The 21,685-nt window shown below is 70.8% G+C and carries 8 protein-coding genes and 1 pseudogene; all 9 read right to left on the bottom strand.

Annotation, left to right across the window (positions count from 1 at the left end):
* Positions 1 to 537: 537 nt before the first annotated feature.
* The 9 genes and pseudogenes from ACFZDJ_RS10240 to ACFZDJ_RS10200 all read right to left on the bottom strand — a co-directional run bounded on the left by ACFZDJ_RS10240 (position 538) and on the right by ACFZDJ_RS10200 (position 21,683).
* Complete coding sequence (locus tag ACFZDJ_RS10240) at positions 538 to 663, bottom strand: hypothetical protein (protein WP_391057624.1); 126 nt, start codon at positions 661 to 663, stop codon at positions 538 to 540.
* Between the two features lie 140 nt (positions 664 to 803).
* Positions 804 to 2,042, bottom strand: coding sequence for an MFS transporter (locus ACFZDJ_RS10235; RefSeq protein WP_390934226.1), 1,239 nt, complete (start codon positions 2,040 to 2,042; stop codon positions 804 to 806).
* Positions 2,043 to 2,158: 116 nt separating this feature from the next.
* Positions 2,159 to 2,352, bottom strand: a pseudogene (locus ACFZDJ_RS10230) (cysteine dioxygenase); the annotation flags it as partial.
* A gap of 196 nt (positions 2,353 to 2,548) precedes the next feature.
* Positions 2,549 to 3,412 carry an alpha/beta fold hydrolase gene (locus ACFZDJ_RS10225; RefSeq protein ID WP_390934225.1) on the bottom strand — a complete coding sequence of 288 codons (864 nt, stop codon included), beginning with the start codon at positions 3,410 to 3,412 and terminating at the stop codon, positions 2,549 to 2,551.
* 4 nt (positions 3,413 to 3,416) lie between these two features.
* Complete coding sequence (locus ACFZDJ_RS10220) at positions 3,417 to 10,715, bottom strand: amino acid adenylation domain-containing protein (protein ID WP_391057622.1); 7,299 nt, start codon at positions 10,713 to 10,715, stop codon at positions 3,417 to 3,419.
* Complete coding sequence (locus ACFZDJ_RS10215) at positions 10,715 to 16,456, bottom strand: amino acid adenylation domain-containing protein (protein ID WP_391057619.1); 5,742 nt, start codon at positions 16,454 to 16,456, stop codon at positions 10,715 to 10,717. Before ACFZDJ_RS10215 ends, ACFZDJ_RS10220 begins: the two co-directional genes overlap by 1 nt.
* Positions 16,453 to 19,989, bottom strand: a complete 3,537-nt coding sequence (locus ACFZDJ_RS10210; RefSeq protein WP_391057617.1) for an ATP-binding cassette domain-containing protein — start codon at positions 19,987 to 19,989, stop codon at positions 16,453 to 16,455. Before ACFZDJ_RS10210 ends, ACFZDJ_RS10215 begins: the two co-directional genes overlap by 4 nt.
* 146 nt (positions 19,990 to 20,135) lie before the next feature.
* Positions 20,136 to 20,696, bottom strand: a complete 561-nt coding sequence (locus ACFZDJ_RS10205) for a DUF6817 domain-containing protein (protein ID WP_384917553.1) — start codon at positions 20,694 to 20,696, stop codon at positions 20,136 to 20,138.
* Between the two features lie 9 nt (positions 20,697 to 20,705).
* Positions 20,706 to 21,683: a TauD/TfdA family dioxygenase gene (locus ACFZDJ_RS10200; protein ID WP_390934221.1), complete on the bottom strand. Its 978-nt coding sequence runs from the start codon at positions 21,681 to 21,683 to the stop codon at positions 20,706 to 20,708.
* Positions 21,684 to 21,685 lie beyond the last annotated feature (2 nt).

The raw sequence follows: 21,685 nt of genomic DNA, 5'->3' as shown, positions 1-21,685 counted from the left end.
CCAGGACTTCGACTGGACGACGACCGCGGCGCCCTCGGTGTCGAGAGCCTCGATCTCAAACTCATTGCTGTCCTGCATGCTGTTACCTCCGGTTCAGGATTCCGCGAGAGTGTTCGCTCAACTTCAACGGCGCAGGGTGCCGCCGCCTAATTCGAGTCCGGCCGGTCCGAGCCGGCTCTACCAGGACTTCGACTGGACGACGACCGCGGCGCCCTCGGTGTCGAGAGCCTCGATCTCAAACTCATTGCTGTCCTGCATGCTGTTACCTCCGGTTCAGAATTCCGCGAGAGTGTTCACTCGACTTCAGCGGCACAGGGTGCCGCCGCCTAATTCGAGTCCGGCCGGTCCGAGCCGGTTCTACCAGGACTTCGACTGGACGACGACCGCGGCGCCCTCGGTGTCGAGAGTCTCGATCTCAAACTCATTGCTGTCCTGCATGCTGTTACCTCCGGTTCAGGATTCCGCGGGAATGTTCGCTCGACTTCAGCGGCGCAGGGTGCCGCCGCCTAATTCGAGTCCGGCCGGTGCGAGCCGGCTCTACCAGGACTTCGACTGGACGACGACTGCGGCGCCCTCGGTGTCGAGGGTCTCGATCCTGCACTCCTCGTCGACCCGCATGACGTCATTTGCGCAGAAAAACGCTTCGATCTGGTTATTCGGCACGGAAATACATCCGATTGAATTTCTCCGGAAATGCTTTCCTTTTCCGGCCGAACGAGAACTACATTATCAGCTAATTCTCGCCACGCAACCCTCCTTTGAGGGCGATCGAGAAATTCTCCAGAAATCCGCGGCGTTGTGGCCTATTCAAATTCACGAATGCGCCACAGTCTGGTGGTTGCCAGCACGCAGGGGATAAGGACGAAGCCGAAGGCGATCAGAACCAACGTGGTGCGTACGCCGACCGCGTCACCCAGCGATCCACCCACCAGGGCGCCGACCGGTAGGGCGCCCCAGGTGACCGTTCTCGTGGAGGCAACCATGCGGCCGAGCAGCTCGGGCGGACAAGAGGCCTGCCGCCAGGCACCCGTGATCACATTGAAGATCGCGATTCCTCCTGCGAGGAAGGCCGTACCGATCGCGAACAGCGAGGCCCACCAGCCCGGTTCAGCCAACGGGACGCACAGGCCTCCCACCGGTCCTAAGACCAAGCCAATCCGCACGGCTGTTCCGCTGGACAGACGCCTGGCGAGACGGCTCGCCAGCAGCCCGCCGGCTACGCCCCCGACCCCAGTGAAGGCGAGGAGCAGTCCGAGGACCCCGGTCGAAACATTCAGGACCCGCAAGAGGAAGACGGTCACCAAGGTGTGCTGTGCGGCCACGCAGAAGTTGAGTGCCGCTCCCGTGCCTGTCAGCGCACGCAGCACCGGATCCGCGAAGACGTACCGGAGCCCCTCCCCGATCTGCTCGCGCAGCGGCTGCCGGACTTCTGGTTTCGGTCTTCGCTCCTCTACCGGCAGAGAACCGAGAAGGAGCGCCGAAGCCATGAAGGACACCGCGTCGAAAAGGATCGCCACCGGCGCGGTCAGAGCTTGGACCAACACCCCCCCAAGCCCCGGACCAGCGACGGACGTGGTGGCCTGACTGGTCGCCAGTCGTGCGTTTGCGTCGACAAGGTCCTCGTGGGGGACCAGGCTCGGCAGGTACGCCTGGTAGGCGATGGTGAAAAACACGGTGAGGGCCCCGACGAGCAGTCCCACGACCCACAGTTGGCTCATCGTGAGAATGCCGAGCCACCAAGCCAGAGGAATGCTCGCCAACAGCAGCCCCCGCCCGGCGTCGGTCCACGCCACTACCCGCCGCTTGCTCCATTGGTCTACCCACGCCCCGGCCAGCAGGCCGATCAGCAGCCACGCACCCTCCTCCGCGGCAACCAGAACGCCTACCTCGGAAGCCGACGCGTTCAGCTGGGTGACGGCGATCACAGGAAGGGCCACCGCAGAAATCTGCGTGCCTGCCATGCTGACGGTGTCGCTCAGCCAGAAACGGTGGAACGCCGGCCCAAGCCGGACGACATGACGCTTCTCGGCGAGAGTCGCCATGTCACACCCCAGCCGGAACTTCGGCCCGTTTGGGCGAAGGACGAACGGGGATCAATGTCCTCTCCTTAATGGCACCAAATCCTGCGATGTCGAATGAACCGAATTCCTTTGACACAGCCGGAGCGCAGCCGGTGGTACCAGCGCGTCGCGGCGTCGTACCGGACGAGGTGCTCCCACTGGGAACGGTCGGCGGCGCCGGAGCGGGCCAGGCCGGCGAAATCGGCGACGGTAGCGGGTACTCGCGCGGGGGCTGCAGGATGTGCGGGACTTCGAGGATGTCGCCGGCGATCTGGGATTCGCTGTCGCTCACGTACGGACCACCCGGCTTTCGGAGAGCCGGGGTGCGTTGGGTTCGACAGCTGTCTCGGACTCCGAAGCCGGGGCTTCGGCCGGAAGGCCCGCGCGGGTGGCGAAGGCGGAAGTCCGTGCTGTGTGCGGACCGTCGTGCCAGGAAATGAGGTGGGCGCAGCACTGGGGATGCGTCGGGCTGGGGACCTCTGTCGTGTTCATCTCTGTCCCTTTCGTTTGGGTCGGTTCACCAGGTCGGTCGGGCGCCCCGCGGCCCCTGGCGGTCGCCCGGCAGTGGCCGTCAGCGCGGCGCGGACCGTGTCCAGGAGTTCGGGCCGCGCGCTGTGCAGGAAGAAGTGGTCGCCGGGCAGAACATGGCGGGTGAAGCCGCCCGTCGTCTGTTCGTGCCAGGAGGCCACCTGGTCGGGCGGCACTTCCCGGTCCTCCGTTCCGGCGAAGGCCACGACGGGGCACCCGAGCGGTGGCTCGGGCCTGTGAACGTACGTCTCGACGACCGAGAAGTCCGCGCGGATCGTCGGCATGAGTAGTTCGAGCAGTTCCGGTTCGGCGTACACGTCCTCCGGGACGGCGCCCAGTTCGCGCAGCCTGGCCCTCACGACGTCGTCCGGCTGGTCGTGGATCTGCTGGAGCCGGCGCCGGAGCTGGGGTGCCGGGCCGCCAGAGACGAAGAGGACGCGCGGCTCGTCAGCGCCGCGCCTGCGCAGCGCCCGGGCCAGTTCGAACGCCAGCAGGGCGCCCATGCTGTGCCCGAAGAGTGCGTAGGGGACGTCGAGTTCGCCGGCCAGCGCGGTGGCGAGCGCCTCGACGAGCGGCTCAGCCTGTTCGAAGGCGTTCTCGCTCCAGCGCGTCAGCCGGCCGGGCAGTTCGACCGGGCAAACTTCGACGTCGTCCGGGAAAAGGGAGGGCCACGCGGCGTAGGTCGAGGCTCCGCCTCCGGCGTACGGGAGGCAGAAGAGACGGACGGACGGTGCGGCCGGGCGCCGCGTGCCCACGATCCAGCTGTGGGCACGCCTCGCGCGGAGTGGTGCGGTTCGGTTCACGTTGAGGTCTCCGTGACTCATCGGCTCAGTCTGTGAGTAGGGCCTGAGCTTCTTCCTCGGACAGTCCCTCGATTTCGGCGAGGAGGTGGTCCTCGACGACGAGCGCGGTGTCCTCCAGCGTCTGACTGTCGAACAGGACGCGGATCGGCAGTTCGGTGCCGAGTGCCTTGCGCAGGTGGACCACCGTGCGCATGGCCATGAGCGAATCCCCGCCGAGGGCGAAGAAGTTGTCGTGGATGCCGACGCGCTCGATCTCGAGCATGCTCGCCCAGACCTCGGCGACGACCTCCTCGACCGGTGTGCGCGGGGCCTCGTAGCGCGGCGCTGCCTCCTCGGCCACGTGCTCGGGGACCACCAGCGCTCGCCGGTCGACCTTTCCGTTCGCGGTGAGCGGCAGTGCGTCGATCTCCACGTACACGTCCGGCACCATGTAGCGGGGCAGCTTCGTACCGAGGAAGTCGCGGAGGTCCTGCGGAACATCGTGCGCGGTCTGCGGGACGACGAAGGCGACCAGCCGCTTCGCACCGCGCGGCTCCCCCTGAACCACGGTCACCGCTGCCCGGATGTCCGGATGCTGCATGATCGCGGCCTCGATCTCACCGAGTTCGATGCGGTAGCCCTGCACCTTGACCTGGAAGTCCTCGCGGCCGAGGAACTCGATGTCACCGCTCGGCAGGAAGCGTCCGAGGTCTCCAGTGCGATAGAGGCGTTGGCCGGTCTCCGGGTGGAGGATGAAGCCGGCCTTCGTCTTGGCCTCGTCGCGCAGATAGCCCTGGGCAAGACCCACACCGCCGATGTAGAGCTGGCCTGGCACCCCTGTCGGCCGGGGCCGGAGCGCGTCGTCAAGGACATGGAACGTCTGGTTCCGCATCGGCCTGCCGTACGGGATGCTCGGCCAGTCGGCGGCCACCTGGCCGATCGGGTAGAGGATGGACCAGATCGACGCCTCCGTCGCTCCGCCGAGGCTGACGACCTCGGGGGCGCCGAGCACCCGCCGGATGCGGTCCGGCAGCGCGACCGGCAGCCAGTCGCCGCTGAGCAGCACCAACCGCAGCGCCGTCCCGGTCGCCTCCTTCACACTCATGTGCTCGACGAGCAGCTCCATCAGCGCCGGCACGGAGTTCCAGAGGGTGACCCGAGCCGTTTCCATCAGGTCGAGCCAGGCCGCAGGGTCGCGGTGCGCGCCGGCGTCCGGCATGACGACAGCACCGCCGACTGCCAGCGGGCCGAAGATGTCGTACACCGACAGGTCGAAGCTGAGCGAGGACAGGGCCAAGATCCGGTCGTCAGCCCCCACGCCGAAGCGTTCGTTGACGTCCACGACCGTGTTCAGGGCGCCGCGGTGGTCGATCATCACCCCCTTGGGGAGGCCGGTGGAACCCGAGGTGAAGATGACGTACGCGAGATCGTCCGGCGTGGCGGGAGCGTCCAGTCGCAGACCGTCGGCCGCGTGCTCCTCCAGGGGGAGTTCGTCGACCCGAAAGACGGCGGGCACATCGGCGAAGCGGTCCTCGCCACCCTGTGCGACCCGGCCCTGGGTGAGGACCGCGCGGGCCTGACCGTGCTCAAGCAAGAGCCGGACGCGCTCATCGGGTAGTTCGGGGTCGATGGGCAGGTAGGCGGCGCCGGCGGCGAGGATACCGAGGACGGCGGCGCACTGCTCCCAGCCCTTCTCCATTACCACGGCGACCAGGTCGTTGGGGCGGATGTCGAGGCCGGTCAGACGCCGAGCGATGCCGCCGGCCCGCGCCGCCAGTTCCCCGTAGCTGAGCGTGCGGCCCGGGGTGACGACGGCGGTGCGCTCGGGCGTGCAGGCCGCCGTGGCGAAGAACGGCGCATGCAGCAGCCCCGACGGCAGCGGGCCCTCGGTCCGGTTGTAGGCCTCCAGCTCGGCCAGTTCGGCGCGCGGCACGAGCAGGGGCGCGGGCCGGCTCCAGTTCCCCTCGTCCCGGGCGAGCCACTGCAGCAGCTCCAGGGTGGCCGAGTGGATCGCGGCGACCAGGCCCTCGGGGAAGAGCTGTTCGACCGCGTCGATGTCGAACGCGAGGGCGCCGTCCACCTCGTAGACCTGTGCGTCGATCCAGACTTGCGGCGTCTGCGAGATGCTGTAGGCCACCTCGCCGATCGGGGTGTCCTGACCGTGGTCGAGGAAGAGGCTGGTGAACACGACCGGCATGGCCGCCGCCGCGTCGCCGCGTGCCTTCTTCATCTCCCGTATCACGCGGACACCGCTGAACACGCGGTGGTCGATGTCGGTGATGAGCCGGTCCCGCACGGCGCAGGCACGCGCCTCGAAGGTGTCCTCGCTCGCCGCGTCGACCTCGAGCAACGTCACCGAGGTGAAGTCACCGACGATGGCGTCCACTTCCGGGTGGAGCGGGAGCCGGTTCGCCATGGGGAGGTTGAGCGTGAAGCTGCGGTTCTTGGACCAGGTGGCCAGCGCCTCGCTGTAGGCCGCCAGGAGCAGCGCCGTGGGCGTGATGCCGCGCCGCGCCGCGTGTCCCTTGACCCGGTCCCAGGTCTCCCGGGGGAGCAGGCCCTCCACACGCTTGAAGCGCGGGAAGTCGATGGTACGCGGGTCGCAGGCCAGCGGCAGCTCCGGGGCGAGCGCCAGGCCGGGAATCCGCTCGCGCCAGTAGGTCTCCGCACGGCGGTACAGATCGGAGGACTCCAGGCTCTTCTCCGCCAGCACGTAGTCGCGGAAGGACAGTTCCAGCGGGGGCAGCTCGACGTCCGGCTGCTCGTAGAGATGGGCGAGTTCGCGCAGCAGCACGTTGGAGGCCCGGGCATCGGTGACGAGACCGTCGATGCTGTAGTGCAGCCGGGTGCGGCCGCCGTCCAGGACCGAGGCGCGCAGTTCGAACAGCGGCCAGCGGTCGGCCTCGAAGTTCTGGTGGGACATGGCCGCGCGGGTGCTCTCAAGCGCCGCGTGCACCTCGTTTCCGGGCAGCCGGCGTAGGTCCTCCGTCTCGATGACGTAGTCGGGGACGTCCGTCAGGATCTGCTGCTCGCCGTGCGGGAGCACGATGGCGCGGAGCATGCCGTGCCGCCGGATGAGCCGGCGGAAGGCACGTTCCATGCGGGGCAGGTCCAGGTCCTGGACGTCGAACTCCTCGTACCCGTGCATGCCGACGTTGCCGATCTCGAAGACGCCGGTGCGGCCGATCCAGTACGCCTGCTGGACGTCCGTCAGCGGGAAGGGCACGCCCTCGTTCGCGGGGTCCGGGTCGACGGCCGGCAGCGCCTCCAGCAGGGTGTCTCCGGCCTCGGCAAGGGCGGTGCGTACGGCGGCGGCCAGCCCGCGGATGGTCGGCTCGGCGACGAAGGCGCGCAGCGGGACCTCGGCGCCGCAGACCGTGCGGACCTGCGCGACGAACTGCGCCGCGAGAAGGGAGTGTCCGCCGAGTTCGAAGAAGTTGCTGTCCGGTGCGATGTCCGCCACGCCGAGGAGGTCCGTGAAGATCGCGGCGATCTGACGCTCGACGTCGTCGGCGTACTCCGGGCGGGTCTCGGGGGTCGCGTCCGGCGCGGCGGGCGCGGAGTCCTGCACGAGCTCGGCCGTCGGTTCCACGACCGCCTGGCAGCTGCCGGGAGCGGCGCCCACCACGCGGGCAGCCCACCGCTCGGCAGTGGCGGGATCCGCGTGCGACCACACGAAGCCGCTCCACGGGATCTCGGACTCGCGGCGCGCAAGCGCGACCTGTGTCTCGACCCGGGCGGCGATGAGCGAGACGGACGGATCCAGTGCGGCGTCGCCCACGAGATGGACCTCGCAGGCGCGCACGGCGCCCTCGGGGATCCGGGCGATGGCCGCCGTGGCGCGCTCCAGTGTCTCCACCACCTGGTGCCGCGGCGCGCACGCGTCAAGCAGTACGAGGACGGTGGCCGGTGCTGCGGGGTCCTGGGCGGCGGACAACGGGGTCACCGTGGCGCCCGCGTACGACAGGGCCCGGGCGAAGGCGGCCGCGATCCGCTCGTCGCCCACCGACGCGTAGGACGCACCGGTGTGCCTGGCGGTAGTGGTGCCCGGTGCTGAGCTCAGGGGCTCCAGCTCGGGCACGAAGCGGTGCACGCCGCGGAGCGCGACGATGGGCTCCTCGGCCGTGCCGCTGAGTTCCGCGAGCAGCGTGTCGATCAGCCGGCGGATGGCCGCGGCGGTCCCGGGTGCGGGCACGTCGAGGAGTGTCCGGGGTCCCGGCCGGCCCGTACGGGCCCACGCGGTCAGCTCGCCTTTCTCGGGTACGAGCGATTCCTCACCAGTGACGTCGAGAGCGCCGGACACCACGGTGACGAGCCGTGCGCCGTCGTCGCCCCGTGCCGCGAGGGCCCGCTCCAGTGCCTCCAGCTCCTCCGGCACGCGGCAGGCATAGGCCTCGTCACCGGTGCCGAGCAGTGCCGCGTGGATCACGCCCGCGATCCGCTCGTCCTCGGGGAACGAGGATGCGAGGAGCCGGGCGCAGTCGTCCTCGGTGCCGACTGCACCGGCCGGGACCTCGACCACCCGGCGGTGCGTGCCGTGCAGGCGCTCGGCGAGGCCGTGGAGGGCGCCCTCCTCGTCCGAGACGACCAGCCACGCGGTCGGTGACGTGCCGTTGCGCGCGGCCGCGGGGGTCGCCGGGCCCACCCGGCGGAAGCCGCGCACCGCCAGCCCGTCCGGGTTCGCGCGCGCCGTGCGGGTACCGCGCGGCGGGTCGACCCAGCACCGCTCGCGTTCGAAGGGATACGTCGGGAGGACGGTGCGACGCGGTGTCTCCTCGCCGTGCAGTGCCTCCCAAACGAGCGGCGCTCCCAGACGCCACAGCTCGCCGGCGGCGGTCAGCACCTCCTGCTCGGCGTCGGCGTCCGGGGTGGCCGACGGGAGCGAGGCGACCGCCCCATGCAGGTCGTTCCCCCCGCGCGCGAGGCTCGTCAGGACGCGTCCCGGGCCGACCTCGAGCAGCGTCGCGTCCAGGCGGCACACCGTGCGCAGGCCGTCACCGAACCGCACCGTGGAGCGCAATTGGCGTGCCCAGTACGCCGGACTGGTGGCCTCCTCGTCGGTGATCCACGTGCCTGTCACATTGGACACGAACGGGATCTGCGGCGCCGTCAGCCCAACGCGTGCGACCTCCGCCTCGAACGCGTCGGCGGCACCGTCCATCATCCGGGAGTGGAAAGCGTGCGAGGTGCGCAGCCGCTTGGTGGTGACCCCGCGCTCGGCCAGGCGGGCCTCGACGGCCTCGACGGCCTCGAAGGGGCCGGACACGACACACTCGCGCGGTCCGTTCACCGCGGCCAGGACCACCTCGGTGCCCAGGACCGGCGTGACCTCGTCCTCCGGCAGTGGCACCGCCGACATCGCGCCGACGGGCGCGTCCTGCATCAGCCGCCCGCGTACGGCGACCAGGCGCAGCGCGTCCTCGTACGACATGACGCCCGCCAGGCACGCGGCGACGAACTCGCCGAGGCTGTGGCCGAGCATGGCCGCCGGGCGGACGCCCCAGGAATCCCACAGCGTAGCGAGGGCGTACTCCACGACGAGAAGGGCGGGCTGCGCGTACTCGGTCCGCCGGATCTTCTCCCGGGCGGTCTCCCGGTCCGCCTCGCCGGGGTACAGCAGGCCGCGGAGGTCCTCGCCGAGGACCGGCAGGAGGATCTCGGCGGCGCGGTCGACCTCCGCACGGAAGACCGGCTCGCGCTCGTACAGGGCGCGGCCCATGTTGATGCGCTGTGCGCCTTGCCCGGGGAAGGTGAGGACGACCTCGCGGTCCCGTTCCGTCTCGGGCTCGGCGGGGTGCGCCGGGACGGGCCCGGTCAGCGCCTCGGCCGCCTCCCGGGTGCTGTTGGCCACGACGAAGCGTCGGTACGGCAGGGTCCGGCGGCCGCGCTGCAAGGTGTACGCCACGTCGTCGAGGCGCTCCTCATGGCGCGCGCGCAAATGGGCAGCGAGTTCCGCGGCCGCGGTGCCGAGCGCGGTGGGCGTGGCGGCCGAGAGGGGCAGCACGTGCCGGCCGCGCCCCGACCCGGCGGGAGAAGGCTGCGGCGCCTCCTCCAGGACCACGTGGGCGTTGGTGCCGCCGATCCCGAAGGAGCTGACCCCGGCGCGCAGCACATCGCCTGACCACGGGGCGAGTTCGGTGTTGACGTAGAAGGGCCCTTCGGTGAGGGCGAGGCCGGGGTTGGGGGTGGCACAGTGCAGCGACGGCGGCAGTTCGCGGGCTCGCATCGCCAGCGTGGCTTTGATCAGGCCGACGACGCCGGCGGCGGTGTCCAGATGGCCGATGTTGGTCTTCACCGAGCCGAGGGCGCAGCGGTGGTCCGCGCCGGTGTTCCCGAAGGCCTGGTGCAGAGCCGCCACTTCGATCGGGTCGCCGATCCGGGTACCGGTGCCGTGGGCTTCGACGTAGGTGACAGTGACCGGGTCGACCTCGGCGACGGAGAGGGCTTCGGCGACCGCGTCGGCCTGTCCCTCGATGCTGGGGGCGGTGAAGCCGACCTTGCGCGAGCCGTCGTTGTTGATGGCGGTGCCGCGGATGACGGCGTGGATCACGTCTCCGTCGGCGAGGGCGTTGTCGAGACGCTTGAGGACGACGACGCCGGCGCCGCTGGCGGGCACGGCGCCGCCGGCGTCGTCGGCGAAGGCCCGGCAGTGTCCGTCGGGCGACAGGACTCCCCCTTCCTCGTACCGGTAGCCCTGCTGCTGCAGGGCGTTGACGGTCGCACCGCCGGCGAGTGCGACGTCGCACTCGCCGTTGATCAGCGCCTGAGAGGCCAGGTGGACGGCGACCAGCGAGGTGGAGCAGCCGGTCTGGACGCTGACGCTGGGGCCGCGGAGGTCGAGCTTGTACGACACCCGGGTCGGCATGAAGTCCTTGTCGTTGCCGAGGGCGCTCTGGAAGGCGCCGATGCGCTCGACCAGGCCTTCGTTGGCAAGGAGGTTGTGGTGAAGGTAGGAGCTCTCGCCCACGCCGGCGTACACGCCGGTGACCGTGGTTTCGGGGTCGGCGGGACAGCCCGCATGTTCCAGAGCCTGCCAGGCGCATTCGAGGAAGAGGCGGTGCTGCGGGTCGAGCATCTGCGCCTCGCGCGGGGAGAACCCGAAGAAGCGCGGGTCGAAGTCGCCGACACCTTCCAGGGCACCGAACGCCTTCACATAGGCGGGATCGGCGAGGTCCTGGGCGGCCACGCCGGCGGCGAGCAGCTCCTCGTCGGTGAAGAACTTGATGGATTCCACGCCGTTGCGCACGTTCTCCCAGAACTGCTCCGGGGTGCTGGCGCCCGGGACGCGCAGTGCCATCCCGACGACCGCGATGGCGTCGGCCGGCATCGAGTTGCCGTCAATCATCACTTGTCTCCAGTGTTTTGGGGCGCGACCGACCGCCTGCGCGGCGTGCGCGTGCCTTGTTGCAGCTTTCGTTCCGCGGCGCGGCGGCGCCCTGCGGCACCTCCGGCTGGCCGGGGTCCGTCACCGTCGGCGAGGTGCCTCGCGAGTGTGCGCACCGTCGCGTACCGGAACAGGTCCACCACAGGAATGTCCCGGCCCAGTGCCTCGGCCAGCTGGGCCTGCACCCGCAGGATGAGCAGGGAGTGGCCGCCGAGATCGAAGAAGTTGTCGTCGGCGCCGATGTGTTCGGAGCCGAGCACACCGCGCCAGACGGCGGCGACGGTCCGCCCGAGTTCGGTCTCAGGCCGGTCGCCGGGCCGCCGGGCGCCGGGGACTACAGAGGCCGGAGCGGGCACGGGGAGGGCACGGCGGTCGGTCTTGCCGCGCTCGCCGCGCGGCAGCCGGCCGAGGGGCACGACGGCGCTCGGCACCATGTAGCCGGGCAGCCGTTGCGCGAGGTGGGCCCGGAGGTCCGGTGGCGCGGTGCCGCTGTCGACGGCTATGTAGCCGACCAGTTGGGGCCGACCGGGGGTGTCCTCGCGCAGGAGTGCGGCGGAGTCGCGGACGTCCGGGTGGGCGGCGAGGGCCGCTTCGATCTCTCCGAGGTCGATCCGGAAGCCGCGCAGTTTGATCTGGTCGTCGCTGCGGCCGAGGAACTCCAGCTCTCCGTCGGTGGCGCGCCGGGCGCGGTCGCCAGTGGCGTACATGCGCGTGCCGGGGCGGCCCCACGGGTCGGGCAGGAAGACCGCGGCGGTACGGGCCGGGTCATCAAGGTAGCCCTGGGCGACACCTTCGCCGGCCAGATAGAGGTCGCCGGGGACGCCGATCGGCACGGGCCGCAGCTCGGCGTCGAGCACGTAGGCGCGCACGCCGGGCAGAGGACGGCCGATGGGGACAGTCGCGTCGGCCGGCCGGTCGGACCAGGGCCGCGGGGCGGCGCGGTCCGGCTCGTACAGGGTGGCGGTGATGGTGGCCTCTGTGGGGCCGTAAGCATTCAGCCAGCGGACATGGCCGGGCGCGGCTGCCTGCCAGAGGGCGAGCCTGCCGCCGTCGACGCGTTCGCTGCCGGTGACGACCAGCCGCAGGGCCGGGCAGGAGGATGGCGGGAACCGGTCGATCACGGCCACCCACTCGTGCCAGTACGAGGCGGGCAGGTTGAGCACCGTAAGCCGTTCGCTCCGTACGAGCGAGGTCAGTTCGTCGATGCCGGGCACCGGCCCGGCGGGCGGCAGGACGACTGTGGCGCCCCGCACGAGCGCGGAGAACAGCTCCTCGGCGGCTACGTCGAAGGTGAGCGCCGCGAACTGGAGCACGCGGTCCCGCGGTCCGAGGCCGTAGCGGTCGGCGACCGCCTGGATCGTGTGCGCGAGGTTCGCGTGGCTGACGACGACTCCCTTGGGCCGTCCGGTGGTACCGGAGGTGTAGAGCACGTACGCGGGGGTCTGCGGGTGGACGGTCGCGGCGGGCTCCGGTGCCTGCGCGGCGGTCTCCCGCAGTGCGTCCTCCATGGCGGCGAAGGGCACCGTCGTACCGGTCGGCGGGGTGTCGGCGTGCGAGCCGAGGACGAGGGCGGCACGGGCGTCGTCGAGCATGGCCGCGAAGCGCCGCTGTGGCGCGTGCGGGTCGGTCGGCACGTACGTCGCGCCGGCCTTGAGGATGCCGAGCAGGGCGACAGGCCAGAGCGGGGTGCGCTCGAGCCGGACGACGACGGTGGCGCCGTGACCGATGCCCCGGGCGCGCAGGAACGCGCAGATCCGGTCGGACTGCTCATCGAGTTCGGCATAGCTGAGGGTCCGGCCGGCCTGGCTGATCGCGGGCTGGTCGGGCCGGGCGGAGGCGACCGCGTGGATCAGCTCGTGCATCGGCCGGGCCGCTTCATCGGCTGGCTGTGGATCGCGGTCGGCCGCTCCGACCAGATCCGTGGTCTCCTGCTCGCTCATGGTGGGCAGCCCGCGCAGCTGGGTCTGTGGTGCGCCGAGCGCTGCCTCCAGCAAACGGAGATAGTGCTCGGCGAGCCGCTCGGCGGTCGCCCGGTCGAACAGGTCGACGTCGTACTCGATGTAGCCGCCGAGGGCGCCGGAGGGCAGCGTGCCTTCGTCCCAGACCACGGTGAGGTCGAACTTGGCGACGCGGACGGCCGACTCGTGCACGGTCACATCGAGCCCGGCCAGGGCGGTGGTGGTCTGCGGTACGTTCTGCATCGCCAGCATCACCTGGAACAACGGTGCCCGGCCGGCCAGGCGCGGCGGCCGGACCGCCTCGACGACCTGCTCGAACGGCACGTCCTGGTGGGCGTATGCGCCGAGCGTGACCTCCCTGACCCTGCCGAGCAGGGCGGCGAAGGTCAGCTCCTCTTCCCAGCGGGTGCGGATCACCAGCGTGTTGACGAAGAACCCGACGAGTTCCTCGAACTCGGGACGCACCCGGCCGGAGACTGGCGTCCCGACGCTGACATCGCGCGTGTCCGAGTAGCGGCCCAACAGCAGCTGGAACACCGCCATCAGGGCCATGAACCTGGTCACCCCGTAGGTACGGCACACCTCGTCCAGGCGGCGGGTGAGCTCCGGTCCGAGCCGCACCGGGAAGGTGTCACCCCGGTACCGGGGCACGGCCGGGCGGGCGCGGTCGACGGGCAGGTCCAGCGCGGGCGGCGCGTCGCGCAGATGCTCGCGCCAGTAGCCGAGCTGCCGCTCACCAACCCCGCAAGCCAGGTGTTTGCGCTGCCATGCGACGTAGTCCACGTACCGGACGGGCGGCGGGGCCAGGGTGGACCGGCCGCCCTCGACGGCGGCCGCGTAGAGCGCGCCGAGATCGCGAACCAGTACGTTCACGGACCAGCCGTCGAAGACCGCGTGATGCATCGTCAGCAGCAGATGGGCACGGTCCTCGGCCAGGCGCAGCAGGCGGGCCCGGAAGAGGGGCCCGGTTGCGAGATCGAAGGGGCGCTGTGCCTCCTCGCGGGCGAGCCGGTCCGCTTCGCGTGCGCGGACGTCTTCGGGAAGGTGCGCGAGTTCGGTGACGCCGAGGCGGTCGGCGGCCTCGCCGACGACCTGGTGGGGATCGGTGTCCCCACCGGCGAAGCGAGTGCGCAGCGCCTCGTGACGGTCGAGCAGCCGCCGAAGGGCGGCGCGCAGCGCCGGCAGTTCGAGCAGGCCGGTGACCTCGAGGACGAGGGGCACGTTGTAGAGCGCGCTCCCTGGGGTGAGACGGTCGAGGAACCAGAGCCGCTGCTGCGCGAAGGAGAGCCGGTGCGGCCCGGATCCGAGGCGCGGGACGGGGGTGTGCGCGGCGGCCCGGGGGACATCGGCGGCACGGGCGGCGAACCGCGCCACGGTGGGGGCCTCGAACAGGTCGCGGACGCCGAGTTCCACGCCGAGCCGTTCCGCGACCCGGGCGACGGCCTGGGTGGCGAGGAGCGAGTGACCGCCGAGAGCGAGGAAGTCGTCGTGGACGGAGATCTCGGGCAAGCCGAGTAGTTCGGCCCAGACCAGCGCGACAGTTTCCTCGGCGGCGTTGCGCGGGGCGACGTGCTCGGCGGCCTGGACACGGTCGCCGGCCGTCGGCTCCGGGAGGGCTCGGCGGTCGACCTTGCCGTTCGGGGTGACCGGCAGTTCGGGGAGGGTCACGTACCAGGACGGGACCATGGCGGCGGGCAGCCGGGCGGCGAGGCCGGCACGCAACGCACCTGGGTCGGCGGGGAGACCGTCGTGCGTGGTGACGTAGCCGACGAGGCGGCGGTCGTCGCCCTCGCCACGCACGTCGATGACGGCGGCCCGTACGGCCGGGAGGTCAATCAGGGCCCCGGCGATCTCCTCGGGTTCTATCCGCACCCCGCGTATCTTGATCTGGGAGTCGGCGCGGCCGAGGTACTCCAGTTCCCCGTCCTCGCGCCACCGCACGATGTCACCGGTGCGGTAGAGCCGCACGCCGTGGCCGAAGGGGCTGGGCACGAAGCGCTCGGCGGTGAGGTCCGGCCGTCCGACGTAGCCGCGGGCGAGGCCTGCGCCGCCGAGGTGGAGTTCGCCGGGCACACCGATACCGACTTCGCGGCCCCACGGGTCGAGCACATGGAGCCGGGTGTCGGCGATCGGCTGGCCGATCGGCAGACGGGAGCCATCGGGCGGGATGGCGGACACGGGGTGGACGGCGGCGATGGTGGTGCCCTCGGTGGGGCCGTACGCGTTGACCAGGCGCAGCCCGGGATTAGCGTGCCGCAGGGCGGTCACCCGGCGGGTGTCGGCGGCCTCGCCGCCGAAGAACAGGGTACGCAGCGGGGCGAACATGGCCGGGTCGCGCTCTGCGCAGCGGTTGGCGAGGACCGTGGTGAGCAGCATGGCGGTGACACCGTGCTCGGCGATCCGCTTGCGCAGACGCTCGGGTGCGAGGACATCGTCCTTGGCGACGCCGACGAGCCGGGCGCCGTTCAGCAGAGCGCCCCAGATCTCGAAAGTGGCCGCGTCGAAGGAGGTGTTGGCGACCTGGGCGACGACGTCGGACGGGCCGAGCCCGAGGTACTCGGCGTCGTGGACCAGGCGCACGATGCCGCGGTGGGTGATGACCACGCCCTTGGGACGACCGGTGGAACCGGACGTGTAGAGCACGCAGGCGCGCTGGTCCGGGTGCGGGGCCGGGAGCGGGCCCGCGAAGGGGCGCGCCTCGCCAGCCGCGGGGGTCGTGTCCGGCCCATTCGGTGTGTCGTGTGCCGGACGGTCGGTGCGCAGGACCGGGACGTCGCCGGTGAAGGTGAGGTCCCGATCGGCCAGGACCAGACAGGCGCCGCTGTCCGCCAGCATGTGGGCGAGGCGGGCGTCGGGATGGCCCGGGTCCAGCGGAAGATAGGCGGCACCGGTGGCCAAGACGGCGATCATGGTGGTGACCAGCGCGGCGGAGGACTCCATGGCCAGTCCGACCACGCTCTCGGGGGTGACGCCGTGTCCGGCGAGCCGCTCGGCGAGCAGGGTGGCGCGCTCCTGGAGCGCGCCGTAGTCGAGCGTCCCGTCGGCGAAGTGGAGCGCCACGGCGTCGGGAGTCTTCTCGGCCTGGGCGCGGAAGGTCTCCACGACGGTACGCGCGCTGGTCTCGGCGGGCCGCCGGCCCCATGCGGTGAGGAGTTCGCGCTCCTCGGGGGTGGTGTGGGTGAGGTCGCGGACCGGCACGCCGGGTGTGGTGAGGGCGGAGTCGAGCAGGGCCAGGTAGTGCCCGCGGAACCGCTCGGCGGTCGCCCGGTCGAACAGGTCGGTGTCGTAGGCGAGCAGACCGTGTGGCTCGGCCGAGTCGAGCGCCGGCCCGTCCCACAGGCATGCCAGGTCGAACCGGCCACCCAGCGGCAGGTCGGGGCCGCCGCCGGCCACGAAGAGAACCGCCCCCGGCGCGGCGGTGTCAGCGGCGTCGTCCCGCTCGTTGCGGGCACCGTCGAGCAGGGCGGCGAACGTCGTACCGTCGTCCCAAGCCGCGCGGGCCGGATACAGACCGCCTCCGGGGGGCCCGACGACGATGGTGACGTCGCGGGTGCCCGTGGAGCGGCCGATCAACAGCCGATAGGCCGTGAGCAGGATGGCGAACCGTGTCGTGCCATGAGCACGGGCCAGCTCGTCGAGCCTGCGGGCCCGTTCCTCGCCCAGAGTGAGGGCGAGTCGGCCGTCGGCCGGCCGGCCCACGGGGGGCCGGGCTCGGTCGGCGGTCAGCTCCGGAAAGTCGCTCATGCCGAGACTCCTGTCATGGAGGGCACGTCATCGCTTTCGGTGATCCGCGCGACGCGGCCGCCGTCCAGGCGCACGACGCGGTCGGCGTCGAGCAGGACATCGCGCCGGTGCGCGATGACGAGGACGGTGCATCCCTTGAGTTCTGTCTCGAAGGTGCGCCGGATGCGCGCGTCGGTCTCCGCGTCGAGGCTGGCGGTCGCCTCATCGACGAGGACGATCCGTGCCCGGCGGAGCAGGGCGCGGGCCAGGCAGAGCAGCTGGCGTTCGCCGGTGCTCAGCTGGGCGCCGCCCGAAGTGACGCTGTGGGCGAGACCGTCGGGCAGGGCGAGCAGCTTCTCGGCGAGGCCGACCTTGTCCAGTGCGGCTTCCAGCTCCGCGTCGGAGAAGGCGCCGTAGGGGTCGAGGTTGTCCCGCAGCGTGCCGGGCAGCAGCACCGGGTCCTGGGGGATGGTCTCGATGCGGGAGCGCAGGTCGCGCAGTCGCAGGGTGGAGACGTCGACGCCGTCGATCAGGATCCTGCCGCGCTCGCACTCGGTGAACCGCAGCAGCGCGGTGAACAGGCTCGACTTGCCGCTGCCGGTCCGTCCCTCGATGCCGGTCTTGCGTCCGGCGGGAGCGTGGAATGTGATGCCGTCCAGCGCGGCCGGGGCGCCCGGCGCGTACCGCAGGGTGACGTCCTCGAAGCGGATGTCACCGGCGGACGGCCAGCCCTCGGGCGCGGCCACTCCCGCCTCGGACTCGACCGCGAGCTGTGTGTAGTCGTGGACCCGTTCGTAGCTGGCGAGGGCGAGGTCCATCATCTGGACGGTCATCAGGCTCATGGCCAGCGTTTCGATCAGCATGTAGACGAAGCTGACCCCGACTCCGGCGTAGCCGGCTCCGATGCCGCCCTGGACGACGAGCAGCGCGGCATAGCCGAACAGCACGAGGGCGCCCACGAGGTCGAGCCGCAGGTTGAAGTGGCGGGAGAGCGAGTTGACGGTGTAGTCGGCGTAGTGTGCGGCCTGCGCGCGGCCACGGAAGGTGGCCTCGTAGCCCTTGACGCGCGCTTCGCGGCCCTCGATGGACGCGACGCCCTCGATCGCCTCGGTGAGCAGCGCGATCACCGGCTCCTTCGCCTGCTTGGCCAGGCGGGAGGCCTCGACCGTGCTGGAGCGGGTGCGCCGCTGCCACCGGAGGTAGACCAGCAGCACGACCGGGGTGAAGACCGCGGTGAGCGGGCTGGTGAAGGCGAGCGACAGCAGCGGGATGACCATGCCGACGGCGATCTTGAGGGTGTCCATCGTGTACTCGGGCAGTTCGAGGTCGATGGTCTCGGTGTCGGCCGAGAAACGGGTCAGGACGCCGCCGGAAGAGTTCTTCTCGAAGAAAGAGAGCGGTGCGCGCAGCACCCGCGTCAGCATCGAGTCATGCAGGGTCTTACCGGCCTTGACGCCGCGCGAGAAGCCGAAGGTGAACAGGGTGCGGTCAAGTACGAGGGTGAGCAGGCCGATGCCCGCGAAGACGCCGGCGTACAACGCGGTGTCCGCGTCCGTGTGCTCAGTCCAGCGGCCCAGCCAGAAGGAGGAGGCGCCGAGCATGCTCTGTCCCGCCACGGCCAGGCCGACCAGGGCGAAGAGCAGTATGCCGGGGGTCAGTACCCGCAGGTAGCCGCGGTAGGTGTCGCGGAGCACGTTGCCGCTTCGCACCGGCTCCGCGGTCTCGTCCGCCGTGTCCGCCTCGGTTTGCGTGGCTTCCTCGGCCGCGTCGGCGCCCTCTGTCGCGGCGCGTTCGGCCGCGTCGCCGTGGGCCTCCGGCAGCAGCTCGGGCATCCGGGCCTGGACGTCGTCGAAGGCGCCGACGGCAACCACCCGGCCGCCGTCGAGGACGACGACGCGGTCGGCGCGCCGGGCGAGGTCGAGCCGGTGGGTGGCGACGATCCTGGTCCGGCCGCCGAGCACCTCCGAGAAGAGCGCGTTCATGATCCGGGTGGCGACGGCGTCGTCGACGGCGCTGGTCGGGTCGTCGACGAGGTAGACGTCGGCGTCCTCGTAGGCGGCGCGGGCGAGCGCGACGCGCTGGCGCTGGCCGCCGGAGAGGGTGGTACCGCGTTCGCCGAGGACGGTCGCGTCCCCGGCCGGCAGGGCGGCGAGATCGGCGTCGAGGGCGGTGGCGCGCAGGACGGCGGCGTACCGCTCGGGGTCGTGCGGGGCGAAGCAGCGGATGTTGTCCGCGACGCTGGCCTGCATGACCCAGGGCCGCTGCGGCAGGTAGACGGCGCTGCCGTGGGTGTGAGCCGTTCCGGAGAGAGTACGCATGGTGCCGGCGAGCGCGCCCAGCAGCGCGGTCTTGCCGCTGCCGACCTTGCCGAGGACGCAGACGAGTTCGCCGGGCGAGATCCGCAGGTCGACGTCTTCCAGGCAGGGAGTGGCCTGCTCGTCCTTTCCGGGCCAGGCGAAGGAGGCCCCCGTCAGCTGGACGGTGCCCGCGGGTGCCTGGGCGGTTCCGGCCTCGCTGACGGCGGCCGGCGCGTCGGCGTCGGGGGTGTCGAGGAAGGCGGAGATCTTGCCGAGCGCGACCCGCCATCCGTTGCGCAGGTCGAAGTAGCGGACCAGCTCGGGCAGCTGGGAGCGGAGCACCGTGAGCACCGCGATGGCGGCGAAGACGTCGGCGGGGCGCAGTCGGTGGCCGAGGGCGACGTAGGTGACCAGCGTCGCGGTGACCATCAGGACCGGTGTGGCGGCGTTGACCAAGTAGAGCGTGGCCAGCCGCTTCTGCCGGCCGACGAGCAGGCCGTTCAGCTTGGCGCGCTCGCGGGTGACGGCCCGTTCCGCGACGTCCTCCCAGCTGTGCGAGCGCAGGGTGCGCATGGCGCCGAGGTACTCGCCGACGAGACCGATGCGTACGCCGTTGGCGTCGCGGACGTCCGGTTCGACGGCGTACAGGCGCTCGTTGGCCATGTTCGACAGCTGGAGTCCGCAGATGAGCACGGCGATGCCGACGAGGCCCGCCCAGCCGAGCAGCACGCACAGGATCACGCAGGAGCCTGCGATGCCGAGCGGCACCGCCCACGCCATGTGGAAGAACGCGAGCTGCCCGGCCTTCAGTGAGTCCCTGGACGCGAGGGTGACGACATCGCCGGCGGGGTGCGCCAGCCGTGCGCCGCGGTCCATGCGCAGGTATTTCCGCAGGATCTGGGTGCGCAGCAGAGCGTTGATCGAGTGGGTGGTCTTCCACGCCTCCGACCACTGGTGTTTGTGCGCCAGCGAGTCGGCCATGTGGAAGAGGCCGAGGGCGGCGGCGATGAGCAGGCCCTGGCTCATCACCCCGCGACCGCTGCCGTCGAACCACTGGATGAGCTCGCGCACGAACAGTGGTCCGAGGGTGGCGCAGACCTGGTAGGCGCAGAAGACGAACGCGGCAAGCCAGAAACGCCGCCGATAGGTGTCGTACAGGGCCCGGCGCAGTCCGTCCTTCTGGTGGCGCCGCTGTGCCCAGGCACGCTCGAAGGTGGGGGTAACGCGTTCCAGGTGATCGTACGTCGGGGGGACCAAACTGTCCGACGGTTCAAGTGAACGCTGGGATCCGGTGGCCACAAGGGCGGCGGGCCAATGGATGAAGATGCGGGAGAACAGTCCCGCCCTTCCTTCAGCACTCGGACGGCTCGGCAGCGTGTCCGTGTTCGCCACGTCGTCTCGATTCAGGTCGTCGGCTGGGTCAGCGGGTGGAAGCGGTAGGCCTCTTCCAGCGCTTGCCGGGGGATGGTGGGCAGGAATTGACACATGGTGCGGAACTCACGCGCCCGGCTGTTCCGGCTGGATTCCGGGAAACGGGGCCGCTGTTCGAGCCAGTTGGCCACGGTGAGCACCGCGAGGTCGGTGTACTGCTGGTCGGTGATGCCGACCTGCCCACCTGTACGGGTCTCCAGGAGAAAGGGGGCACCGTCGAACGCGGCGTCGAAGATGGCGGCCCGGGCGACAGTGCCGAAGAGGTGGACGAGGGTCTCGGCCTCCTCTCCGATCAGACCGCGCACGACCGGGCGCAGTTCGATCGGGACGGCTCCGGTGGGGAAGATCTCGGTGCCGTACACCGAGTGGAAGAGCCCGGCATCGCACAGCTGCGGGCGGCAGCCCCATCCACGCAGCAGATCGTGGACGCCCTGCAGGTGTGCGAGGAGGTCGGCGCTGGAGTGAGCGAGATCGTCAGCGCCGTGCTGCTGGAGGAAGGCGACCTTCTCCTCGAGGGGTTCGGTGATGGTCATGGCCGGCCGTCACGCTTCCGAGCGGCTGGACAGCGAGCCGGTCATGGCGACGAGCACCTTGCGGGGGCCCTCGAAGCGATTGCGTCCGTGGGAGAGCGTCAGGTTGTCGATGACCAGGAGGTCTCCGGCCTGCCAGGGGAAAGCGAGGGTCTCCGCCTCGTAGGCCTTGCGGACGGCGGCCAGGTCGGCGTCGGAGATCGGGCTGCCGTCGCCGTAGTAGGCGTTGCGCGGGAGGTCCTCCTCCTTCATCAGCTCCATCAGCGCGAGCCGGGTCGCCTCGTTGAGGTTGGACACGTGGAAGAGGTGGGCCTGGTTCATCCACAGCGTTCTGCCGGTCACCGGATGGACGGTGACGGCCTGACAGGTCTCGGTGGTGCGCAGCGAGTCGCCGCCGTCCAGCCATTCGACGGCGATGTCACGTTCGGCGCAGAAGCGCTCCACCGCCGCGCGGTCCATGCCGGGGAAGGTCTCCTGCCAGGAGATGCCGAGGCCTGCACGGTAGTTGCGGACGTAGCGCACTCCGTGCAGTTCGAAGCGTTCGCGGACATCGGCGGGGATGCTCTCGTAGACCGCGTGGCTGTCGGCGAGAGGGGTCTCGCCGCCGGAGACGGCCGCGACGGCGGAGTAGAACCAGAGGCGCTCGGGCCAGGTGCTGGTGTAGGCCATCTCGTTGTGCTGCGGGATGATCTCGCTGGCCGGGTACTCCGTCGAGGTGTAGACGTCGCCGACCTTGGTACGCGGGGTCGATCGGTAGGTGTACTCGTTGAGCTCCTCGCCGAAGACGCGCACGAACCGGGAGAAGACGGTCTCGTCCGGGACGTCGAAGCCGCGCAGCAGGCAGGCGCCGGCCGTGGCGAGCCGCTCGGCGACCAGGCCGGAGTGCTGTTCGGCCCATGTCACTGGGGAGAGGCCCGGCTCCGTGGCCTCGAAGAGTGCCACGCACTCTTGTTCGGGGAAGAGCAGGGATTCCTTCACGTTGTTGGTCATGT

Source organism: Streptomyces sp. NPDC007896 (genome assembly GCF_042959425.1).
GTDB lineage: Bacteria > Actinomycetota > Actinomycetes > Streptomycetales > Streptomycetaceae > Streptomyces.
This window is presented reverse-complemented; position numbering and strand designations above follow the sequence as displayed.

Excerpts from the sequence above, each read along its gene's own strand:
- ACFZDJ_RS10235 (WP_390934226.1), bottom strand. The coding sequence starts at position 2,042 with ATGGCGACTCTCGCCGAGAAGCGTCATGTCGTCCGGCTTGGGCCGGCG.
- ACFZDJ_RS10225 (WP_390934225.1), bottom strand. The coding sequence starts at position 3,412 with ATGAGTCACGGAGACCTCAACGTGAACCGAACCGCACCACTCCGCGCG.
- ACFZDJ_RS10220 (WP_391057622.1), bottom strand. The coding sequence starts at position 10,715 with ATGATTGACGGCAACTCGATGCCGGCCGACGCCATCGCGGTCGTCGGG.
- ACFZDJ_RS10215 (WP_391057619.1), bottom strand. The coding sequence starts at position 16,456 with ATGAGCGACTTTCCGGAGCTGACCGCCGACCGAGCCCGGCCCCCCGTG.
- ACFZDJ_RS10205 (WP_384917553.1), bottom strand. The coding sequence starts at position 20,696 with ATGACCATCACCGAACCCCTCGAGGAGAAGGTCGCCTTCCTCCAGCAG.
- ACFZDJ_RS10200 (WP_390934221.1), bottom strand. The coding sequence starts at position 21,683 with ATGACCAACAACGTGAAGGAATCCCTGCTCTTCCCCGAACAAGAGTGC.